Genomic DNA, 21,017 nt, shown 5'->3' on the forward strand with positions numbered 1-21,017 from the left:
CTCGATTCCGCGCCCGCTTGTCGCGCTCGAAGGACGGTGCGAGGATCGCCTCCATGCTCCCCCGTGCCCTCCTCGCCGCCGCCTTGCTCCTCCCCAGTGTCGCGCAGGCGGCGGACCGGCAGGTCGATCTGAGCAGCTTCGACACACTGCGGGTGGAGGGGCCGTTCATCGTCGCCCTGACCACCGCGCCCTCACCACGCGGCATGATGTCGGGCGATGCCGAGACGCTTCGCCGGGTGGAAGCGCGGATCAGCGGCACGACCCTGGTGGTGCGGCGGAGCAATGACGGCACGGCCATGTCGCGCAGTCCCCTCGGCCCCGTCACCCTGACCATCGCCGCACCGCCGCTGTCGACGATCACCGTCATCGGCGGCGCGCAGGTGACGGCGCAGGCGATGCGCGGCACCGCCCTGTCCCTTAACATCAACGGACCGGGCGACGTGCACATCGACCGGGCGGATGGCGAACAGCTGAGCGCGACCCTGCTCGGCCCCGCCAAGCTGGCGATCGGCGGCGGGCGGGTGGGCAAGGCGCGGCTCTCCGCGAACGGCCCCGCCGCGATCACGGCCGGGGGGCTGGAGGCGGGCGACCTGCTGGTCATGCTCGACGGTGCCGGAGAGGTCGATGCGCGGGCCCGCTATACCGCAACCATCGCCAATAACGGCCTGGGTCGCGTGACCGTGGCGGGGACGCCCAAATGCCGGGTCACGGGTGCGGGCACCGGTCCGGTCCGCTGCGGCACGCGGTGACGCGCCGTGCGAGGAAGGCGTCGATCGCGGCCAAGGCATTGCCCCGCATCGGCTCCGCCTCGCGCAATATCTCGTGCGCGCAGCCCCGTCCGAAGGCGACCATCTCCCCCTGGGGCAGTTGCGCCGCCACCCTTCCAGCGGCGCGCGCATCGACCAGCCGGTCGGCCAGCGCCACCAGCATCAGCATCGGCACTTCGATCCGCGCCAGCCCCGGATCGTCGCGGAGCGCCGCGGTCGCGCGAAACGCCTCCGCCACCCAGTGCCAACTCGGCGAGCCCAGGCACAGTTCGGGCCAGCGCCGCCGGAACGCCTGCTGATCGGCGAAGCGCGCCACGTCATGGGTCAGCCTTTTCTGGCGCGCGGTCGAGGCCGCCTCGGTCTCCAGCCTTTGCCAGGCGGCGCGGCTCGGATCGCCGCGACCGACCTGCCACCGGGCGAACATCGCGCCCGCCCATTGCCCCACGGGTGATCGCAGCGCGAGCATCGGCGCGACCAGCACCACCGCATCGGGCGCGATCCGCTGCGCCGCCAGTGCCGACAGGGTGACGAACCCGCCCATCGAATGGCCGAGCACGACATGCGGCCCCTCCGCTTCCTCCACCCAATCGGCATGGAAAGCGGCCAGATCGTCGGTCAGCCGGTCGAAGCGATCGATATGGCCGGTGTCGTCGCTTGCCAGCCGCCCCGATCCCCCCTGCCCGCGCCAGTCGAAGGCGGTGACGTCCCAGCCCTGGGCCCGGAAATGGTCGATCGCATCGCCATATTTCTCGACCATATCGGCGCGCCCCGTCTGGAACAGCAGCCGCCCGCGCCGCGCCGTCCCCTCTTCGCGCGGGCGATCATAGCGGCGATGCACCCAGCCATCGGGCGCGATCCAAGGCGACAGCCAGGGCGAAAGCGGCCCATCGACCGGCCAAGAGGGCGATGTCGCTATGACGGCCTCCGTCCTTCCAAAGCGCAACGGCGAGACTTCGCCCGAAAAATTGCCGCAGATCAAGCGCCTGTGCGAACAAACACGGTGCCGCTGCGTTCACCCCTTAGCAATATTTTGTTACAACCATAGGGAATAGCTCGTGTTGGGTCGCGCCTTTGCAAAGATACTAGGCTGGGCGCTGGCCCTGCTGGGCGGGTTTTTCGCCGTGGCGGGGGGCTATCTCGCGCTACTGGGCGGTTCGCCTTATTATGGGCTGACCGGCCTGGCGATGATCCTGTCGGGCGCGCTGATCGGGCGGGGCGATCCGCGCGGGCGGTGGCTCTATGTCGCGATCTGGGTCGTCACCCTGGTCTGGGCGGTGTGGGAGGTCGGGCTGGACTGGCTCCAGCTCGTGCCGCGCGTGGTCGCGCCGACCGTCCTGCTGGTGCTGGTCGCCCTCCCCTGGATCGGACGCGCGATGCGTTCGCCCGGAGCGCGGACGCGGGCGATGCCCGCCGCTTTGGGGATCGTCGCGCTGCTGTTCGCCGTGCCCGTCCTGAAGACCCGCCCGGTCGAGGCGCAGGACCCCGCCCCCCACGGACTGCCGATCGCCGCGCAGGCGCCGGTGGGCGACTGGACCGATTATGGCGGCACCCTGTCAGGCCAGCGCTATTCGGCGCTGTCGCAGATCACGCCAGAGAATGTCGGCAAGCTGGAACTCGCCTGGACGCAGCGGACCGGCGACCTGCCCGACCGGGCAGAATCGGTCGAGCATCGCCGCGAATATCATTCGGAGGCGACGCCGATCCAGATCGGCGACACGCTGTATACCTGCACGCCGCATTCGATCGTGCAGGCGATCGACGCGACGACCGGGCGGACCAAGTGGAGCTGGAAGGATCAGGTCAGCCGCCAGGGCAATTCCTATCTCGTCTGTCGCGGCGTCGCCTTTTATCAGGCGCCGGCGGGCACCCCCTGCCCCCGTCGCATCTTCGCGCCGACCTTCGACGCGCGGATGATGGCGCTGGATGCCGATACGGGGAAGCCCTGCCCCGGTTTCGGGACCAATGGCGGGATCGACCTGCGCCAGAATATGGGCGTGTCGGGCCCCGCCGACCAGATCAGCACCTCGCCCCCCGTGGTCGCGAACGGCCGGTTGATCGTGGGGGAGCGGATCGTCGACAACGTCAACCGCAACATCCCCAGCGGGGTGGTCCGCGCCTATGATCCGATCAGCGGCGCAGGAGTCTGGGCCTGGGACGTGGGCCGCTCGCCCGATGCGATCCCGCCGCTGCCCGCAGGGGAAACCTATACGCGCGGCACCCCCAATGTCTGGGGCGCGATGACCGCCGATCCGGCCAACGGGCTGGTCTATCTGGGCACCGGCAATGCCTCGCCCGATTACTGGATCGGCTGGCGGCGGCCGTTCGACGACCGGTTCGGCTCGGCGATCGTCGCGCTGGAGATCGCGACGGGCAAGCTGCGCTGGGTCCGCCAGCTCGTCCACCGTGACATGTGGGACATGGACATTCCCATCGGCCCGTCGCTGTTCGACTATCGCGCGCCGAACGGACAGACCATCCCGGCGCTGATCCAGACGACCAAGATGGGCCAGGTCTATTTCCTCAACCGTCTGACCGGTGCGCCGATCACCCCGATCGTCGAGCGGCCCGCGCGACAGGACGGCGCGACGCCCGGGGTCAAGGTTTCCCCGACCCAGCCCTGGTCCGTTGGCCTGCCCTCCTTCACCCCGCCCGCGCCGACCGAGAAGTCGACCTGGGGCGCGACGCCGATCGACCAGCTCTTCTGCCGGATCGATATCCGCCGTGCGCAGGGGACCGGCATTTACCAGCCGACGGGGCTGAAGCCGATCATCGGCCATCCCGCATTCGACGGCGTCACCGACTGGGGCGGTGCGGCGCTCGATCCGGTGCGGCAGGTCTTCACCGTCAACACGATGGAGATGCCGTTCAAGATCTGGCTGATGCGCCGCGACGATCCGCGCGCGAAGAGCTATATGGAAAAGAAGAAGGGCGGCGAGAATGCGCGCGAGCCCAATCTCCAGACCCAGTATAACACCCCTTATGTCGCGGTGGTCGCGGCCTGGATCGGCGTGTTCGGCGCGCCGTGCAACGCGCCGCCCTGGGGGCATCTGACCGCCGTCGATCTCAACACCCGGCAGGTGGTGTGGAAGAAGGTACTGGGCACCGCGCGCGACACCGGGCTGTTCGGCAGCCATCTGGGCGTGCCGATCAAGACCGGCGTACCCAATCTGGGCGGATCGATCATCACCGCCTCGGGCCTGGTGTTCATCGGTGCGACGACCGACCAGTATCTGCGGGCCTATGACCTGAAGACCGGTCGGGTGCTGTGGCGCGCGCGGTTGCCGGCGGGGGCGCAGGCGACGCCGATGACCTATCGCGGGCGGGACGGGCGGCAATATGTCGTCATCACCGCCGGGGGGCATGGCGCACTGGGGACACGCTATGGGGATTATACCATGGCGTTCGCCTTGCCGAAGGGGGTGTGAGGAGAGGTTTCACCCTTGGCCTTCGACTACGCTCAGGCTGAACGGAGGTTGGAAGACTGACCCTCGCCTCTAGCCGCTCCCCTCCCGCAGGCGGGAGGGGATGGGGGAGGGCACGGAGTCTCACCGAGACCCTTGCCCGCGACAGGCCTCCTCCCCCCTACCGGGAGGACGGGCTTAGGACCTCAGAAGATCGACCATTCCAGGATCGCGGGCTCCTTCGCCGTGACGGTCATCCGCAACCACCGCGCCTTGCCCCAATGGCGCAGGGTGATCGGCGAGCCGCTCACCCCCGTCTCTACCGCCACCTGACGCCAGGTCTTGCCGTCCTCCGACGCTTCGACCCGCAGATCCTGCGGCTGGATCGCGAAAGCCGGGCGGATTTGACTCTCCCGCACCATCCGCACCGCCCCGAGATCGGCGGTCAGCATCGGCGGCTGCCCGGCCTCCGGTCGCCAGGCGGTGGCGTAATTGTCATCCGCCGCGAGAATATCCGCCCCCTTCCCCGTCCAGCGCAACCCCCGTGTCCGGTGCGGCGCAAAGGCCGGGATCACGGGATCATGGCTGGGCACCACCTTCTCCAGCGTCCCGTCCGCCTTCACGGTCAACGGATCGATCGCCACCTGCCGAAGCACCCGGTCGCCCCCTGGCACGAAGGGCAGCGCCTGTCGGTGGTAGAGGATATAGGACCGCCCCTTGTCGGCGAAGATCGCATGGTGACCGGGGCTGATGATCTGCTTCTTCGCATCGGTTACCAGCACCGGACTGTTCGCCGCCTCGGTGAACGGCCCCATCGGCGACGACCCGACCGCGTAGCGCACCTTGTAGGTGTCCTTGGTCGTGTTGCCGTCGCTATAGGTCAGCAGGTAACGCCCCTTCTCCTTCACCATGAAGGGGCCCTCGAAATAATGGGCCGGGGTCACGTCCTTCGGCTCGCCGTCGAAATGGACCATGTCGGGCTTGAGCTTCACCACGAAGCAATGGCCGTTGACCCAGTTCAGCCCCGATCCCCAATAGAGATAGGCCTGGCCATCGTCATCGACGAACGCTTCGGCGTCGATCATGTGATATTGGGGCGCGAAGTCGCGCGCGATCAGCGGCTTGCCGCCATTGGCATCGGCCCAGGGCCCTGCCGGAGAGGGCGCGGAGCCGACCCATATCTCGCTGCCGACCGAGACATACATATACCAGCGGCCATTGGCTGCCTTGACCACCGAGGGGGCCCAGACCTTGGCATCGCCCGAGGTCGGGCTGGTCGCCGCCTGCTTGGTCGGCCAGTTCGGCTGCGAGAATGTCCAGTCGCGACCATTGTCGGAGGTCCACAGCCCCAGGCGATCGTCGCCCCAGGGATCGACCGTGGCGAAGATATACCAACGCCCCCCGTCGCGCACGATGGAGGGATCGGCGAAATAGCCCGGAAGCAGGGGGTTGCCCGCCCCCGGACTGTTCCATGCCATGTCGCGCCGGGGTGCAGCGGACCCCGCTGACCCGACGAGCAGGACGGCGGCGAGCAGCGCTCCGGCGCGGGACCGCATCAGCGCAGATCCAGCATCACGACCGACTTGGCCGGGATCTGCACGCTCAGCGTGCCACCCGACAGCGACGCACCCTGGAAGGGCTGCGGCGCGACCTGGGCGGGCGCGTCGAACGTGTTGTGTGCGTCCATCGTCGCCCCCGTCAGGATCCGGCCCGACACCTGAGCGGCGTTCAGACCATCGAGCTTGACGGTCACCGTGGCGGGCTGGTTGGGATCGACATTGGTCAGCCCGACATGGACGACGCCCGCCTTGTCGCGCACCGCCGAGGCGCTGACCGCCTTCATCACCCACTGGTCCTTGTTGTACCAGCGCGACTGGACATCGACCGGCAGGACGGTGGCGTCCTGATAGTCCTTGTACATGTCGAACACCCAATAGGTCGGCGTCTTCACCATGCGCGCGCCGTCGGTCAGGATCATCGCCTGGAGCACGTTGATCATCTGCGCGATGTTGGCACCGCGCACGCGGTCGGCGTGGCGTGCGAAGATGTCGAGGTTCAGGCTGGTGACCATCGCGTCGCGAAGCGAGTTCTGCTGGTACAGGAAGCCCGGATTGGTGCCGGGTTCGACATCATACCAGGTGCCCCATTCGTCGACGAGCAACGCGACCCGCTTGTTGGGGTCGTACTTGTCCATGATCGCCGAGTGTTTGGTGAGCAGCTCTTCCATCTTCAGCGTCTTGGAGAGCGTCCGCGCCCAGGCTTCCTCATCGAAGCCGGTGGCGGGGCCCTTCTTTTCCCACGGTCCGGGGACGGTGTAGTAATGGACACCGATGCCGTCGAACGCGCTCGACGCATCGCGCATCATGACCTCGGTCCAGTTATAATCGTCGCCATTCGCACCGCTGGCGATGCGCATCAGCTTCTCGCCGGCGGGGACCTTGAGGAAGGTCGAATAGCGGCGCGTCACGTCCGCCGCATATTCGGGCCGCATATTGCCGCCGCAGCCCCACAGTTCGTTGCCGATACCGAACATGGCCAGCTTCCATGGGCGGTCGCGACCGTTCCGGCGGCGCTCCTCGGCATAGGTCGATTTGGAGGGGAAGGTCATATATTCGACCCACTCGGCCATTTCGGACGGCGCGGACGAACCGACATTGCCCGAGACATAGGCTTCCGCACCCACCATCTCGCTGTAATTCATGAATTCGTTGGTGCCGAAGCTGTTGTCCTCGGTCACACCGCCCCAGTTGGTGTTGACCTTGGTCAGCCGCTTGGCCTGGGGCCCTACGCCTTCGCGCCAGTGATATTCGTCGGCGAAGCAGCCGCCCGGCCAGCGGATCACCGGCACGCGAATCGCCTTCAGCGCGTCAATCACGTCGCGGCGATAGCCGTTGATGTTGGGGATCTTGCTGCCCTTGCCCACCCAGATGCCCGGATAGATGCCGGTGCCCAGATGCTCGGCGAACTGGCCGAAGATACGGCGGTTATAGACGGGTCCGGGGCGGTCCCCATGCACCGCCACCGTATCGCCGCCGGTCGCGGGTGCCTCTTGCGCCATCGCGGTGCCCGCGAACAGCGTGGCCACCGCCGCCGCAAACAGGAATTTCGTTGCCCTTTTCATGGTCTCTCCTCTGCCTGAAGCGGCATGATGGCTTATTGTCCGAGTAAAGAACAGCCCTATTGCGGCTCGGTCGCGCGAGCGGGCTTCGCTTTGTCGGGCGTGGTCCCCTCGCCCGCGAACGGCTCCAGCCGGAAGGCGATGCGGGTGGGCTCCAGCGTCGTCCGGTACTTCATGTGCGGCTGTCCGACATGGCTCCAGGTCGTGTCGCCGCCGACGCCCCATTGCGCGGCATCGACGATCAGTGTCGTCTCGCCATGCGGCACGATGTCGGTCGACTTCCACGTGCCCGGCGCGCGGCGGTAGAGATCGCCATAGGGAAAGGCGAGCGCCTGCATCATCAACGGCTTGTCCGCTCGCACACGCAGGCCGCTGCCCGCGCCCGACAGCTCCATCCAGCGCACGTCCAGCTTGTTGCCGGTATCCTGCGGCCGCATGTAATCGTGATTCTGCTCGGCGATCGCCCCGCGCCACAGCCCGATCGCGGCGGAGGTCTTGCGATCGACATAGCTTTCATGCGGACCCCGGCCATACCATTCGACCGTCTTCATGGTGGTTGGCATGGTGTACCACAGGCCGATACGGACCGGCGGCGGCAGGTCGGCCTTGAGCGGCGTAAACTGCCCCTCGACATCCACCGCGCCATCGCCCGCCATCCGGTAGCGGGTGACGAAACGCGCCGCTCCCGCGCCATAGTCGTGATCGACGGTGACCAGCCCCTGCGCCCGCTCGACGGTAACGCCGCGGAGTTTCTGCGCCCCGTTCATCGCGAACCAGGCGCTTTGCTGCGCGACCGTGCCGTTGGCGGTATCGTTGTCGGTCTCTGCCCGGACGAAATTGGGCTGTCCTCCCTTGACGAGCAGCTTGCCATCCACGCTGTACCGTTCGATCAAACCGGTCTTGCGATCGATGACCAAGGTCGCGCGCCCAGCCGACAGGCTGACCCGCTCGGCCGTGTCCGCCACCGTGACACGCCCCGCCTTGGCCGGTGCCATAACCGGTGCCTCGCCCAGTGCGAACTGTTCCCAGCCGACGACATAGCCCGCCGGAACCGCGCGGATCGTGCCGTTCTTGGCCCGCGCACGCACGGTCAGGAAATATTCCGCCCCCGGCTTACGTGCGAATTGCGGGGCGAGCGCCACCGTCTGCACCTGCCCGGCGGCGGTGGTCAGTGCGGGCAGCGTGCCGGTCGCGACCGCCACGCCATTCTCCTCCACCATCCAGTCGAAATCGAATCCGGACAGGTCGATGAAGTCGTGGCGGTTGCGCACGTCGATCCGCCCCTTGGCGGGATCGAACCCCTCGAACTGGATCGGCGACTGCACCTTCTGCACTTCGTAGAGTTGCGGATTGGGGGTGCGGTCAGGCTGGTTCAGCCCGTCGCCGAACTCGATATCGCCACCCGGATTGGGGCCGTACTCGCCGCCGTCACCCCAATATCGCCGTCCGTCCTTGGTATAGCGATACATGGACTGGTCGACCCAGTCCCAGATGAAGCCGCCCTGCAATTTGCGATGGGCGTAGATGGTGTCCCAATAATCCTTGAAATTGCCGCCCGAATTGCCCTGCATATGGGCATATTCGCACTGGATCATCGGTTGCGTGTGGCTTGGGTCCTCGGCCCAGTCGACCATCTTCTCGATATCGTCATACATGGGCGCGTAGATATCGACGAAGCTATTGGGCTGGTGGCTCCAGTCGAGCGTGCCCCAGCCGAGATAGGATACCAGCCGCGCCGGATCGCGCCGCCGGATCGCCGCCGCCGCCTTCTCGAAATTGGGGCCGATCCCCGCCTCGTTGCCCAGCGACCAGAAGATGATCGAGGGGTGGTTCTTGTCCCGCTCGACCATGTTCATCACGCGGGAGACATGTGCGCTTTCCCAGGCGGGGTCGAAGCCGATCTGATACTTCGCCCGCTCGTCGCCATGGCGGTTGCCGGCCTCCATATAGGCGTGGCTCTCGATATTGGCCTCGTCCATCAGGTAGAAGCCGTACTCGTCCACCAGCGCCAGGAAGCGCGGGTCGTTGGGATAGTGCGAGGTTCGGATCGCGTTGAAGTTGTTACGCTTCATCAGTTCCAGGTCGCGGCGCATCGACTCTTCGGAGATGACGTGGAAGGTGACCGGGTCATGCTCGTGCCGGTTGACGCCGCGAATGACGATGCGGCGGCCATTGACCATGACCTGCCCGTCCCTGATCTCGACGGTGCGGAAGCCGATCCGCTGCGGCGTGGCCTGTACGACCTGTCCGCTCGCATCGACCAGTTCGACCAGCAGGGTGTAGAGGTTGGGCGTCTCGGCCGACCAGGCGCGCACGCCAGGCACACCCGCCTCCAACCGCGCCGAGGTCGCGCCCTTGGCCACCCGCACTTCGCGCGTCACCACCGCCCGATCCCCGTCGAGCAGCGTCATCCGCGCGGTCATCGCCTGGGGCAACGCGGGCAGCGTCAACTCGGTCGACAGCGTGCCGTCGCGATAGGCCTTGTCGAGCCCGGCATGGACGAACAGATCGTCGATGCGGGCTTTGGGTACGGCGCGCAGGAAGACCGAGCGCTCGATCCCCGAGACGCGCCAGAAATCCTGATCCTCAAGATAGCTGCCGTCCGACCAGCGATGGACGCGGATGGCGACGACATTGCGCCCCGGCTTCAGGAAGCGGGTGACGTCATATTCGGTCGGCAGCTTGGAGTCTTCGGAGTAACCGACCTCCTGCCCGTTGATCCAGACGCGATAGGCCGAACCCGCCGCGCCGATCTGAAGGATCACATCCTGGCCGCTCCACCCCTGGGGCAGGTCGAAATCGCGACGATACGAGCCCGTCTCGTTATCGTCATGCGGCACCAGCGGTCGGTTGGCCGGGAAGGGATAGGTGATGTTGTTGTACTTGGGCTGACCATAGCCCTCGGCCTGCCACATGGCGGGGACCTTGATGCTCTTCCATCCCGACACGTCATAATCGGGCCGCTCGAACCCCTTGGGCGCGCCCTCGACCGAGGGGGAGAAGGCGAAGGACCAGGTGCCATCGAGGCTGAGGAACCGGCTGGACCTAGTCCGATCCCCCGCCAGAGCGAGTTCGCGGCTTTCATAGGGGAAGGCGGTGGCCGTGGCCGGGCGCGTACCGCGCGCGTTGACGGTGGGATTCTCCCAATCGGGACGGTTGGGATCGACCTGGACGGGGGCGACCTGCGGCCCGCTCTGCGCCGCTACCGGGCCGGTCAAAGCCATCACGGCCACGCCGGCCGCCAAACGCCATTTCATAACACTCCCCTTTTTCTGTCGGCCAAGCCGTCCTGCCGGACATTTCGCCATATTTTGTCTGATTTTTATGGACGGTTTCCCTGCCCTACAAGCGAAAAGGCACTGTCGCGGGATAGGGAATAGCCCTTTTCAAGCGGATTGACGGGCATGACGGCATTGCGACTATAGTCCGACGTTTGAAAAACCACCGGGCGGGAACGACAAGATGAAGAACGCAAGGAAGCGCTGCATCGGCCGCGCCGCTATGGCCTCGCTGATCCTCCTCTGCGGTGCGACCGTAACGAGCGGTGCCGCTGCACAGGCAAGCCCCGTTGCCGACCGTTCCGTTCCCGTGACCTTGCGCCCGGCGATCGATCGGCCGTCCACGGTGTTCGAGGGCTGGGGCACCGCGCTGGCCTGGTTCGCGCATGTAACCGGCGGCTGGCCGGAGTCGGAGCGGACGCGGCTGGCCGACCTCTTCTATGGCCCCGACGGGCTGGGCTGGACGATCGCGCGCTACAATATCGGCGGCGGCAATGCGGCGGATACGCCGCCTTATATGAAGGTCGGACGCGCGGTGCCGGGCTTCTGGCGGCAACCGGCGGGGGCGACGGGCAAGGACTGGTGGCGCGCCGAGAACCCCGCCATGTGGGACTGGGCGCAGGATGCCAACCAGCGCTGGTGGCTGGACGCGATCACGGCACGGGTGAAGCAACCGATCTTCGAGGCTTTCTCCAACTCCCCGCCCTGGTTCATGACGGTCAGCGGTCGGGTGTCCGGTGCGGAGAAGGGCACCGACGACAATCTGCGCCCCGGCCAGGAACAGGCTTTCGCCACCTATCTGGTGCGCGTCACCGACGAGTTGCAGCGGCGGCACAAGCTGCGCTTCCGCACCCTGTCACCGGTCAACGAACCCAACACCGATTACTGGTTCACCGCCAATACGCAGGAAGGCGCGCATTGGTCGCCCACGCGCCAGGCGCAAATGATCGACGCCACCGCCGCCGCGCTGAAGGCCAAGGGGCTGTCCACCGTCATCGCCGCGCCGGACGAAACCGCGTCCCATCTGTTCGTCGAGGATTGGGCCGCCTATCCTCCGGCCACCCGCGCGGCGATCGGGCAGCTCAACGTGCACAGCTATGGCACCGTCCACCAGACCGCGGTGCGCGATATCGCCCGCGCCTCGGGCATCAGGCTGTGGATGAGCGAGAACGACACGCCGCTGTCACGCGATCCGGAGGATTTCACCGGCATGGCGACGCCGCTGGCCTTTGCCGAGCATGTCGTCGGCGATCTCAAGCGGCTGGAACCCGCCGCCTGGGTCTTCTGGCAGGCGATCGAGGATCTCAGCGCCCGCAAGGGCGAGAAGGGCTCCAACTGGGGGATCATCAAGGCCGACCTGATGGGCGCACCCGACCAGCCCCATGCCATCCACGTCACCGGCAAATATTGGGCGATGGCGCAGTTCAGCCGCTATATCCGCCCCGGCGACCGGCTGGTGCCGGTGGATGATATGGACACGGCGGGCGCATTGTCGCCGGATGGGCGGCGGTTGGTGCTGGTCCATGTCAATCCGGGGCTGTCCTCCCGGCCCTTGAGCATCGCGGTGCCGGGCCGGTGGCAGAAGCGGATGATCGTGACCGACGCGGAACATAAGGCAGCAGCGGTGGCGGGTGAAGTGGCGCCGCCCCGGTCGATCGTGACGTTGATTCTGACGCGGTGAGGGTGGGGCGTGGCCTTCGACTTCGCTCAGGCTGAAGGGGTCTTGGTACGATACAAATACCCAACAGCCGTTCAGCCTGAGCGTAGTCGAAGGCCAAGGGAATCCCTCACATCCCCGCATCGGGATCGGTCAGCCCGATCATCCGCCGCCCCGCGCGCCGGGCGAAGTTGAGCGTCGCCTTCTTCCGGATATGCACGGGCAGGGGCACGCTATGCGCTTCCCGCACGATCGCGGCGTCATAGCGGTCGGCGACGATGATCCCGGTCCGCTCGGGCAGGAAGGCAGCGCTTTCCAGGGGAGACCAGTCGAACCCGGCGGGCACGGCCCAGTAGAAGCGGTCGCAATGCGCCAGATAATCGGGCCATTTCCCGTCGCCCAGCATGTCGGCACGCGACACCTTGATCTCGACCACCACCACCCCGCCCCGCGCGTCCAGCGCCATCAGGTCGGCACGGCGACCGCCGTCCAGCGACACTTCGGGAATGGCGATCAGGTCGTGGCGGAGCAGCATCCGGGTAACGCCCCGCGCGACATCGGCGGCGCAAAGCGGTGAGTCGGGGTCCTCGACACACGAAGCGGGCGGCATGTCCAACATACCGCCCGCTTAGAACGTTTGACGAACAAAGCAAAGCCCCGGAGCGGGGCTGGATCGTCAACGATAGAAGATGTGATTGCCGATCGCGGCGACCTTCTGCACGCGCACGCCCGGACGATTGCCGGGGGTGTTGAAGTACAGCGCCTTGCCGGCGGTGCTGTCCCAGGCCTGGGCCAGGGCGACCTTCGCCACCGCGACGGCGGTGCGATAGGCGCTGCGCGAAGGGCTGACCGACGGGATTTCACCGTGGCGCACGAAGCTGAACTGGCCGCGCTGCTTGATGACGTCGCACACGCCCGTGGGGAAACGGCCCGACTTGGTGCGGTTCAGGATCACCTGCGCCACGGCCAGCTGACCGCTCAGCGGTTCGCCCTGCGATTCGAAATAGATGGCACCGGCGAGACAGCGGAGCTCTTCGCTCGACGCCATGTCGTCCTGGGCCGCAACCGCTTCGGCCAGCGACTCGAAATCGCCGTCTTCATCCGTATCCGCTTCGGAAACTTCGGAAAAATTGGGGAGCGGGGACATGGTGGCCCGGGCGCTCATGGGAACCATCGGCAGATCCGCCGCGTTGATCCCGGAAACAGCCATCGTCGTGACCGGTGCAGCACCGCCCGCAGCATTGGCGGCCACATTGGCCAGGCTGGGGGTGCTGGTGGCGAGAAGACCCGCCAGGGAAAGAGCCATGGCCGCAGACGCCGCGACTCGTTTGAAAACCGTCATTCACTCAAACAGACATGCGGTTGGATCACGGACCCGAGCATATGCCCCATGGGCGCTCGTCCGGGCTTCCCCCCGACTGCGTAACCGACCGGATCGCACCCGGATCGACACAACGCGAATTTAAGACCGGGCGCTCGTGGCCGATATGGCCCCGTTCGTCAATCGTTCAGGATCGTTTCAGCGGTGAACCGTTCCGCCGCAGCGCCGTCCAGTTCCACCACCCACAGGTCCGGATCGCGCGATCGCCGCCGCTGCCAATAGCCCGCCACATCCTCGCGCGGGGTGGAATCGATCAGCGCGATGCGCCCATCGGGGCCGATCCCCCGCTCCAGCACGCGCTCGGTCCGGTCGGGGCCGATGGCGATCACCAACAGGCCCCCGGCCTGCGCATCGCCCTTGGCGAGCACCATGCCCATGCCCCCGCTGTCGTTCATCCGACGGAGCAGCGCCGTCACCAGCATCCCGGTCGGCAGGCGGCCGTTCATCGGCTTAGGCCGTCCGATAGCCGGGCAGTCCCGACAGCGCGATCTGCGAGCGCATGAAGGTGCCGGTGCCGCGCGCCACCTCTTCCCCGCTGGCGTCGATCAGCCGCGCATCGGCGACGAAGACCCGCCGCCGCCCGCTGACCCAGCGACCCTCCGCCATCACCTCGCCCGCCTTGATCGGGCGGGTCAGCAGCAGGTTGAACTGCGTCGTCAACAGGAAGCGGTCGGTGACCAGGCTGTTGCAGGCATAGAAGGCGGCATCGTCGAGCATCTTGAAATAGCTCGTGCCATGCGCCGCGCCCGCCGCGTGATAATGGCGCTCGTCCACCATGAAGCGGATGCGGGCGACGCCGGGCTCCGGGATTTCCAGGGTGGAGACGAACAGGCGGTTGATCGGAGCCTCGGCATAGAGGGTCTCCAGCGCCCGGAAATGCGCCGCCTCGCCCTCAGGCCGCGGCGTCACGCGCCTCGTCCTGGGTCAGAAGCGCCCAGATCGCGTCGGGCGATCCCGCCCCGCGCAGCTTGGCGACGAAGCCCTTGTCGCGCAGCCGCCGCGACACCCGCGCCAGCGCCTTGAGATGCGCCGAGCCCGCATCGGCTGGGGAAAACATCGCGAAGACCAGGTCGACCGGCATGTCGTCCACCGCCTGGAAATCGACCGGCTGCGCCAGACGCGCGAAGACGCCGATAATCTGGTCCAGTCCCGCCACCTTGCCATGCGGGATCGCAACCCCGCCGCCGAAGCCGGTCGAACCCAGCTTCTCGCGCTCGGTCAGGACATCGGCCAACAGCTTGGCATCCTGTCCCGCCGCGTCGGCGGCCGCGGTCGCCAGGGTTTGGAACAAGAGCTTCTTGTTGGAGGCGGATACACCCGCCAGCACCGTTTCATGGCGCAACAGATCACTGAAATCGTTCATGCTTATATCCGGTGCGCCCCCGCGCGGCCCGCCTATTAGCGGCCCGCGCGGAAGAACGATAGGGGTTATCCCGCCGGATTGGCCCTTTGCGGTTCGACCCAGCCGATGGTTCCGTCGCCCCGGCGATAGACCATATTATACGATCCGGTGCCCGAATTCTTGAACAGCAGGGCGGCTGTATTGCGCAGGTCGAGCATCATCACCGCATCGGACACGCTGGCATCGGGAATATCCACGCGGGTTTCGGCGATGATCAGGGGCGCATCGCCCGGCCTCGTCCTCGTCGACCTGCTCGGCGAACAGGGTATAGCCCGCATCATAGGCCCCGGCCTCGGCCAGTTCGATCGCCTGGCCGGCATTGCGATCCTTCAGGCGGCGGGAATAGCGGCGAAGCTGCTTTTCGATCTTGGCCGCCGCCCCGTCGAAGGACAGATGCGCGTCCTGCGCATCGTGGCGGCCCTTCATGACCAGGCCACGGGTCACGTGCATGACGATATCGCACTTGAAGCCGATATCGTGCGGCCCTTTGCCGAACGTCACCTCGGACGACATGGTGCGGGCGAAATATTTCTCGGCGATACCCTGAAGCCGGTCCGTCACATGGGTCCGCAGCGCGTCGCCCGTTTCGACCTGATGACCAGAAATCCGGATATCCATCGTCTTCTCCTCGATACACACTGATGGGACGGTCCTTTTGGCCTGTCCCGTGGCGTCAACCGGACGCCTCGGCCCCCCAAATCGGATCGGCGATCCCCTTAAGAAACGCAGCATGAGCGGCAAGTTCCGCCTCGCTGGGGCGGAAGATGCGCGGCGGGCGGACTTTGGCGGGCGCGCGGGCGACGATCACCGGCCCGGCCTCCCCCACCGTCTCGGCCAGCAGGCCCAGACCGATCTGCCGCCCGCCCATCAACTCGACATAGACCTGCGCCAGCAGTTGCGCATCGAGCAGCGCGCCGTGCAGCACGCGGTGCGACCGGTCGATGCCGTAGCGCGAGCACAGCGCGTCGAGCGTATGCTTCGCGCCAGGATGCTTGCTGCGCGCGATCGCCAGCGTGTCGATCATCCGCGTCTTTTCATCGACCGGCGGAAAACCCAGCGCGCCCAGTTCGCCATTGATGAAGCCGAAGTCGAAGGTGGCGTTGTGCGCGATCAGCGGCGCATCGCCGATAAAGTCCAGAAACTCGGCCACGCCCTCGGCAAAGACCGGCTTGTCCTTCAGGAAGGCGTCGGACAGGCCATGGACCGCCTGCGCCTCGGCGGGCATCGACCGTTCGGGATTGAAATAGGCGTGATAGGTGCGACCGGTCTCGACCCGGTTGACCAGTTCGACACAGCCGATCTCGACCAGCCGGTCACCTTCCGAAAATTTGAACCCGGTCGTTTCGGTGTCGAAAACGATCTCTCTCATGGACCGACTATCGGCCTTCCGATGCGCGCATGCAAGCGATCAGCCGTCGAACCTGTTGGCGGGTTTCGGCAAGCGGAATGTCGGTCGCGATGACGTGATCGGCGCGCGTCCGCTTTTCCGCATCGGGCATCTGGCGCGCGATAATGGCCTGAAACTTGGTCGAATTCATGTTCGGTCTTGCCAACACCCGTGCCTCCTGCACGGTGCGTTCTGCCGATACTACCAACACCTTATCCACAGTCTTATCACCGCCCGTTTCGAAGAGCAGGGGTATGTCGAGTACGACCAGGGGAGCGTCCGCATGGGCGGCCAGAAAGGCGGCGCGCTCGGCCTGGACGGCGGGGTGGACGATTCCCTCGAGTCGGCGCATCGCGGAATCGTCGCCCAGCACGGCCTGGCCCAGCGCGGTGCGATTCACCCCATCGGGTCCCGTGGTGCCGGGAAAGGCCGATTCGATCGCCGCGACCAGTTTTCCACCGGGCCCCTGCAAGCGGTGGACACAGGCATCGGCGTCGAACACCGGCACGCCTTCGTCGCGAAACATCTGCGCGACGGTGGACTTGCCCATGCCGATCGAGCCGGTCAGCCCGAGGACGATCATCCGAGCAGGATTCCGCGCAATTCCCCGTCGCGGTCGCGCGGCGGCTCGGCCCCGAAGAACAACGCGAAAGCCACCGCCGCCTGGCCGATCAGCATTTCCAGGCCATCGATCGTCTGGAGTCCCCTGGCCCGCGCCGCCGCCAGCAAACCGGTTTCCAGCGGCGCATAGACGATGTCGTAGACGATGGCGTCCCCCGGCAGCACCGACAGGTCGAGGTCGAGCGGCGGCTGGCCGGTCATGCCCAGGCTGGTCGTATTGACCAGCAGCGCGGAGGGCGGGACGGCGCTGTCCAGCGCGACAGCCTGCCCATCGAGTCCGAAGGAGGACAACAGCGCCGCGCCCTTTTCCACATTCCGGTTGAGCAACGTCACCGGCCCCACCCCGATTCCGGCCAACGCGAACAGCACCGCGCGCGCCGCGCCCCCTGCCCCGATCACCGTCACCGGCTTGCCCGCCAGATCGAACGGGTTCAGCGGCGCGGCGAACCCGGCTGCATCGGTGTTGGTACCGACCAGCACGCCATCCTCGGCGCGGATCGCGGTGTTGATCGCCCCGATCGCCGCGCGAACACCCCCATGATCCTCGACATGCGCCAGCGCATCGACCTTGTGCGGCACGGTGATGTTGCATCCGCGCCATGCCGGATCGTCCCTCCGCCCGGCGAAATAGTGGGGCAGCGCGTCGGGCGTGACATGGGTGGCGCGGTAATCGGCGTCGATCCCCAACGCCTCCAGCCAGAAACCGTGAATGCGCGGCGACTTGCTATGGCTGATCGGGTCGCCGATCACCTCGGCATAGGGTCTGGTCATCAGGCGGGCATCCAGCCGCGTTCGCGCAGATAACCCAGCACGGGCAGCAGCGGCATGCCGAGAATGGTGAAATGGCTCCCCTCGATCCGCGAGAAAAGCTGCACCCCCGGTCCCTCGATGCGGAAACAGCCGACGCACCCGGCAATCTCGGGCCACTCCCGGTCCAGATAGGAGTCGATGAAGGCGGAGGAGAGCGGACGGACATGCAGCCTGGCGCGCTCGACATGCCGCCAGACGGGGTGGCCATGTTCGGCGATGACGGCGGCGCTCCACAATTCGTGGCTGCCGCCGCTCATCCGCGTCAGATGCTCGGCGGCCTGTTCGCGACTCTCGGGCTTGTCGAGCAGCGTGCCGTCGGCGAGCGCCACGATCGAATCCGACCCCAGCACCGGCACCGGCCCGGCATTCGCCGACACCTTCACCGCCTTCATCTCGGCCAGCGCATCGGACAGGTCGCGCGGGGACGAGCCCGCCATCGCGGCCTTGACGCCGGCTTCGTCCACACGGGCGGGCAGCGCTTCATAGGCGACACCGGCGGCGTCGAGCATCGCCCGGCGCGAGGCGCTTTGCGAGGCGAGGATGATCATGCGTCGGACTTTCTTTGATTCACGAGGGAGATGATCGCCGCCGCCGTCTCCTCGATCGAGCGGCGGGTGACGTCGATCACCGGCCAGTCATTGTCGGCGAACATCCGCCTGGCGAAGGTGAGTTCGCGGTTCACCGCCTCCTGCTCGACATAATCGGTGTCGGGGGCCTGGTTGAGCGACAGCAGCCGGTTGCGCCGGATCGCGATCAGCCGGTCGGCGCTGGTGGTCAGCCCCACGACCAGCGGCTTTTTCAGGCTGAACAGAAAGGGGGGCGGGGGGCTTTCGACCACGATCGGGATATTGGCGGTCTTGTACCCGCGATTGGCCAGATAGATGGAGGTCGGCGTCTTGGACGAGCGGCTGACCCCCGCCAGCACGATATCGGCCTCTTCCCATTCCTCCCAGCCGATGCCGTCGTCATGCGCGATGGTGAACTGGATCGCATCGACCCGCGCGAAATAGGCGGCGTCGAGGACATGCTGGCGACCGGGCCGCATCTTGGCCGCGACGCCCAGCAGCCCCGACAGCGCGGCATTGACCGGGTCGAGCGGCGCGACGGTGGGCAGGCCCAGCGCATGGCACCGGCTCTCCAGCACGCGCCGCGTCGTCGGGTTGACCAGCGTATAGATGACCAGCCCCGGATTCTGCGCGATCTCCTGAAGGATGCGCTCCAGATGGCTCTCGGTCCGGACCATCGGCCAGAAATGCCGGACGGTTTCCACATCGTCATATTGCGCGAGCGCCGCCTTGGCGATGTTCTCCAGCGTCTCGCCGGTGGAATCGGACAGGAGGTGCAGGTGGAGCCGCGTCGTCATGACCGGCCTAATGACTCTGTGGATAACATGTCGCGAATCGGTAGCGTAACTTTGCCGACCGGCCAAGCGGCGGACCGGCGGTGGATAACGACCGATTCGTCCACAATGAATCTCACAGGCGCGATTCTTTTCCACAGCCTGTGAGTTACGGGGGCGATGAATCCGAATCCCGTTGAATCGGCGGTTCCCGATGAGTCAACATGTTGGCATATCGGGGAGAGCCGCATAATCCCGACAACCAACGTGCCAACCACTTCAACAATCCATTCTTAGAATCTTCTTTAATAGAAGAAGGGGGGTCTCCTGACCGACGTTTCGATTCGAAAGCCCCTGCTCGCCGTCTTGCGGGGCGAGCGGCAGGCGGTGCCGCCGATGTGGCTCATGCGGCAGGCCGGACGCTATCTGCCGGAGTATCGGGAACTACGGGCGCAGAAGGGGGGCTTTCTGGCGCTGGCCACCGATCCGGAGGCGGCGGCCGAGGTGACGGTGCAGCCGATCCGGCGGTTCGGCTTCGACGGCGCGATCCTGTTTTCCGACATATTGATGGTTCCCTGGGCATTGGGCCAGGATCTGAGCTTCGGGGCGGGGGAGGGGCCGCGTCTGGCGCCCGCGCTGGTCGATCATGCGCTGAATGCCCTCACGCGCGTCCCTGAGCGTCTCGACCCCGTCTATGCCACCGTGGCACGGGTCGCGGGCCAGTTGCCGCCCCAGACCAGCTTTCTGGGCTTTGCGGGCTCTCCGTGGACGGTCGCGACCTATATGGTGGCGGGGCAGGGGTCCAAGGACCAGGGCGAGACGCGACGTTTCGCCTATGCCGATCCGGCGGGGTTCGGCGCGATCATCGATGCGATCGTGACGATGACGGTGGAGTATCTGGCCGGACAGGTCGCGAACGGGGTCGAGGCGGTGCAGTTGTTCGATAGCTGGGCGGGATCGCTCTCCCCGGCACAGTTCGAACGCTGGGTGATCGCTCCCAATGCCGCGATCGTCGAGGGTTTCCGGGCGCGCTGCCCCGGCGTGCCGGTGATCGGCTTTCCCAAGGGCGCGGGGGGCAAGCTGCCCGCTTATGCCCGAGAGACGGGGGTGGACGCGGTCGGGCTGGACGAGACGGTCGATCCGGCCTGGGCCGACACCTATCTGCCGGAGGACCTGCCGGTGCAGGGCAATCTCGATCCGCTGGCGCTGATCGCCGGGGGCGAGGCGCTGGACGGCGCGGTGGATCGCATCCTGGCGGCGTTCGCGGAGCGCCCACACATCTTCAACCTGGGGCACGGCATCCTGCCCGACACGCCGATCACGCATGTCGAGCGGCTGATCGCCCGCGTACGGAGCGAGTCATGATCGGACTCTTGGGGGCCGCCTATGAATGGGTGAAGGCGGCGCATATCATCTTCGTGATCTTCTGGATGGCCGGGCTGTTCATGATGCCGCGCTATCTGGTCTATCATCAGGAGGCGCTGGTCGCGGGCGACGCCACCGACGCGGCGCGCTGGGTCGAGCGGGAAACCAAGCTCCGTTCGATCATCCTGACCCCGGCGATGATCGCGGTGTGGGTGCTGGGGTTGTTGCTCGCCGCGTCGCTGGGGCTGTTCTCGGGCGTGCCGGGGCTGGGGTGGCTGCACGCCAAGCTGGCCTTCGTGCTGCTGCTCAGCGGCTATCATGGCTGGATGGTCGGCTATGCCAGGAAGCTGGCGCGGGGGGAAACCAGGCTGACCGGCAAGCAACTGCGGATGATCAACGAGGTGCCCGCGCTGGCCGCGACGATCATCGTGGTGCTGGTGGTGATCAAGCCGTTCTGATCCCTTCTTCTTCCCTCCCGTTTACGGGAGGGG

The 21,017-nt window shown here is 66.5% G+C and carries 19 protein-coding genes and 1 pseudogene; 5 read left to right on the plus strand and 15 right to left on the minus strand.

The features are described from left to right. Nucleotides 1-53 precede the first annotated feature (53 nt). The gene (locus QE379_RS01495; protein WP_306997159.1) at nt 54-749 is read left to right on the plus strand and encodes a GIN domain-containing protein; all 696 of its coding nucleotides are present in this window, start codon (nt 54-56) and stop codon (nt 747-749) included. Here QE379_RS01495 and QE379_RS01500 read toward each other — a convergent pair. Continuing rightward, a complete protein-coding gene (locus QE379_RS01500; protein WP_306997160.1) occupies nt 706-1,605 on the minus strand; it encodes an alpha/beta fold hydrolase in 900 nt (299 codons plus the stop codon). The genes QE379_RS01495 and QE379_RS01500 overlap by 44 nt on opposite strands. A gap of 217 nt (nt 1,606-1,822) precedes the next feature. Here QE379_RS01500 and QE379_RS01505 point away from each other — a divergent pair, with 217 nt between their 5' ends. After that, nucleotides 1,823-4,192, plus strand: a complete 2,370-nt coding sequence (locus QE379_RS01505) for a membrane-bound PQQ-dependent dehydrogenase, glucose/quinate/shikimate family (RefSeq protein WP_306997162.1) — start codon at nt 1,823-1,825, stop codon at nt 4,190-4,192. Nucleotides 4,193-4,374: 182 nt separating this feature from the next. On the opposite strand, the gene QE379_RS01510 is transcribed toward QE379_RS01505, so the two are convergent. From QE379_RS01510 to QE379_RS01520, 3 genes are read right to left on the minus strand one after another with little or no spacing between them, the layout of a single operon-like run. Continuing rightward, on the minus strand, nt 4,375-5,724 hold the full coding sequence (locus tag QE379_RS01510; RefSeq protein ID WP_306997163.1) for a family 43 glycosylhydrolase: 1,350 nt from the start codon (nt 5,722-5,724) through the stop codon (nt 4,375-4,377). Then, nucleotides 5,724-7,289: an alpha-N-arabinofuranosidase gene (locus QE379_RS01515; protein ID WP_306997165.1), complete on the minus strand. Its 1,566-nt coding sequence runs from the start codon at nt 7,287-7,289 to the stop codon at nt 5,724-5,726. Before QE379_RS01515 ends, QE379_RS01510 begins: the two co-directional genes overlap by 1 nt. A gap of 56 nt (nt 7,290-7,345) precedes the next feature. Then, complete coding sequence (locus QE379_RS01520) at nt 7,346-10,510, minus strand: glycoside hydrolase family 2 TIM barrel-domain containing protein (RefSeq protein ID WP_306997168.1); 3,165 nt, start codon at nt 10,508-10,510, stop codon at nt 7,346-7,348. 238 nt (nt 10,511-10,748) lie between these two features. Here QE379_RS01520 and QE379_RS01525 point away from each other — a divergent pair, with 238 nt between their 5' ends. After that, entirely contained in the window at nt 10,749-12,245 is a 1,497-nt protein-coding gene (locus QE379_RS01525; protein WP_306997169.1) for a glycoside hydrolase, read from the plus strand. Nucleotides 12,246-12,351: 106 nt separating this feature from the next. Here QE379_RS01525 and QE379_RS01530 read toward each other — a convergent pair whose 3' ends face one another. The 11 genes and pseudogenes from QE379_RS01530 to QE379_RS01580 all read right to left on the minus strand — a co-directional run bounded on the left by QE379_RS01530 (nt 12,352) and on the right by QE379_RS01580 (nt 19,185). Continuing rightward, nucleotides 12,352-12,840, minus strand: coding sequence for an MmcB family DNA repair protein (locus QE379_RS01530; protein ID WP_306997171.1), 489 nt, complete (start codon nt 12,838-12,840; stop codon nt 12,352-12,354). Nucleotides 12,841-12,897: 57 nt separating this feature from the next. Continuing rightward, nucleotides 12,898-13,527 (minus strand): cell wall hydrolase, encoded by a 630-nt coding sequence (locus QE379_RS01535; protein ID WP_306997173.1) that lies wholly within the window; start codon nt 13,525-13,527, stop codon nt 12,898-12,900. A 194-nt stretch (nt 13,528-13,721) separates the two neighbouring features. Further along, entirely contained in the window at nt 13,722-14,048 is a 327-nt protein-coding gene (locus QE379_RS01540; protein ID WP_306997175.1) for a DUF1491 family protein, read from the minus strand. A gap of 4 nt (nt 14,049-14,052) precedes the next feature. After that, nucleotides 14,053-14,511, minus strand: coding sequence for a PaaI family thioesterase (locus tag QE379_RS01545; RefSeq protein ID WP_306997177.1), 459 nt, complete (start codon nt 14,509-14,511; stop codon nt 14,053-14,055). Then, complete coding sequence (locus QE379_RS01550; protein ID WP_306997178.1) at nt 14,495-14,965, minus strand: PTS sugar transporter subunit IIA; 471 nt, start codon at nt 14,963-14,965, stop codon at nt 14,495-14,497. Before QE379_RS01550 ends, QE379_RS01545 begins: the two co-directional genes overlap by 17 nt. Before the next feature lie 65 nt (nt 14,966-15,030). Beyond that, nucleotides 15,031-15,622 (minus strand): annotated as a pseudogene (gene hpf, locus QE379_RS01555) (ribosome hibernation-promoting factor, HPF/YfiA family). A gap of 55 nt (nt 15,623-15,677) precedes the next feature. Next, nucleotides 15,678-16,373 carry a DNA polymerase III subunit epsilon gene (gene dnaQ / locus QE379_RS01560; RefSeq protein WP_306997181.1) on the minus strand — a complete coding sequence of 232 codons (696 nt, stop codon included), beginning with the start codon at nt 16,371-16,373 and terminating at the stop codon, nt 15,678-15,680. Between the two features lie 7 nt (nt 16,374-16,380). Next, nucleotides 16,381-16,974: a dephospho-CoA kinase gene (coaE, locus tag QE379_RS01565; protein WP_306997183.1), complete on the minus strand. Its 594-nt coding sequence runs from the start codon at nt 16,972-16,974 to the stop codon at nt 16,381-16,383. Continuing rightward, nucleotides 16,971-17,783 carry a shikimate dehydrogenase gene (aroE, locus tag QE379_RS01570; protein ID WP_306997186.1) on the minus strand — a complete coding sequence of 271 codons (813 nt, stop codon included), beginning with the start codon at nt 17,781-17,783 and terminating at the stop codon, nt 16,971-16,973. The genes coaE and aroE overlap by 4 nt, the downstream gene beginning before the upstream one ends. After that, entirely contained in the window at nt 17,783-18,370 is a 588-nt protein-coding gene (locus tag QE379_RS01575) for a nucleoside triphosphate pyrophosphatase (RefSeq protein ID WP_306997188.1), read from the minus strand. Before QE379_RS01575 ends, aroE begins: the two co-directional genes overlap by 1 nt. Continuing rightward, complete coding sequence (locus tag QE379_RS01580; RefSeq protein ID WP_306997190.1) at nt 18,367-19,185, minus strand: pyruvate, water dikinase regulatory protein; 819 nt, start codon at nt 19,183-19,185, stop codon at nt 18,367-18,369. Before QE379_RS01580 ends, QE379_RS01575 begins: the two co-directional genes overlap by 4 nt. A gap of 318 nt (nt 19,186-19,503) precedes the next feature. Here QE379_RS01580 and hemE point away from each other — a divergent pair, with 318 nt between their 5' ends. After that, on the plus strand, nt 19,504-20,526 hold the full coding sequence (gene hemE / locus QE379_RS01585; protein WP_307003031.1) for a uroporphyrinogen decarboxylase: 1,023 nt from the start codon (nt 19,504-19,506) through the stop codon (nt 20,524-20,526). After that, nucleotides 20,523-20,984: a CopD family protein gene (locus tag QE379_RS01590; RefSeq protein WP_306997192.1), complete on the plus strand. Its 462-nt coding sequence runs from the start codon at nt 20,523-20,525 to the stop codon at nt 20,982-20,984. The genes hemE and QE379_RS01590 overlap by 4 nt, the downstream gene beginning before the upstream one ends. Nucleotides 20,985-21,017: the final 33 nt, after the last annotated feature.

The sequence above is a fragment of the Sphingomonas sp. SORGH_AS_0879 genome (assembly GCF_030819175.1).
In the GTDB taxonomy this organism is placed as follows: Bacteria; Pseudomonadota; Alphaproteobacteria; order Sphingomonadales; family Sphingomonadaceae; genus Sphingomonas.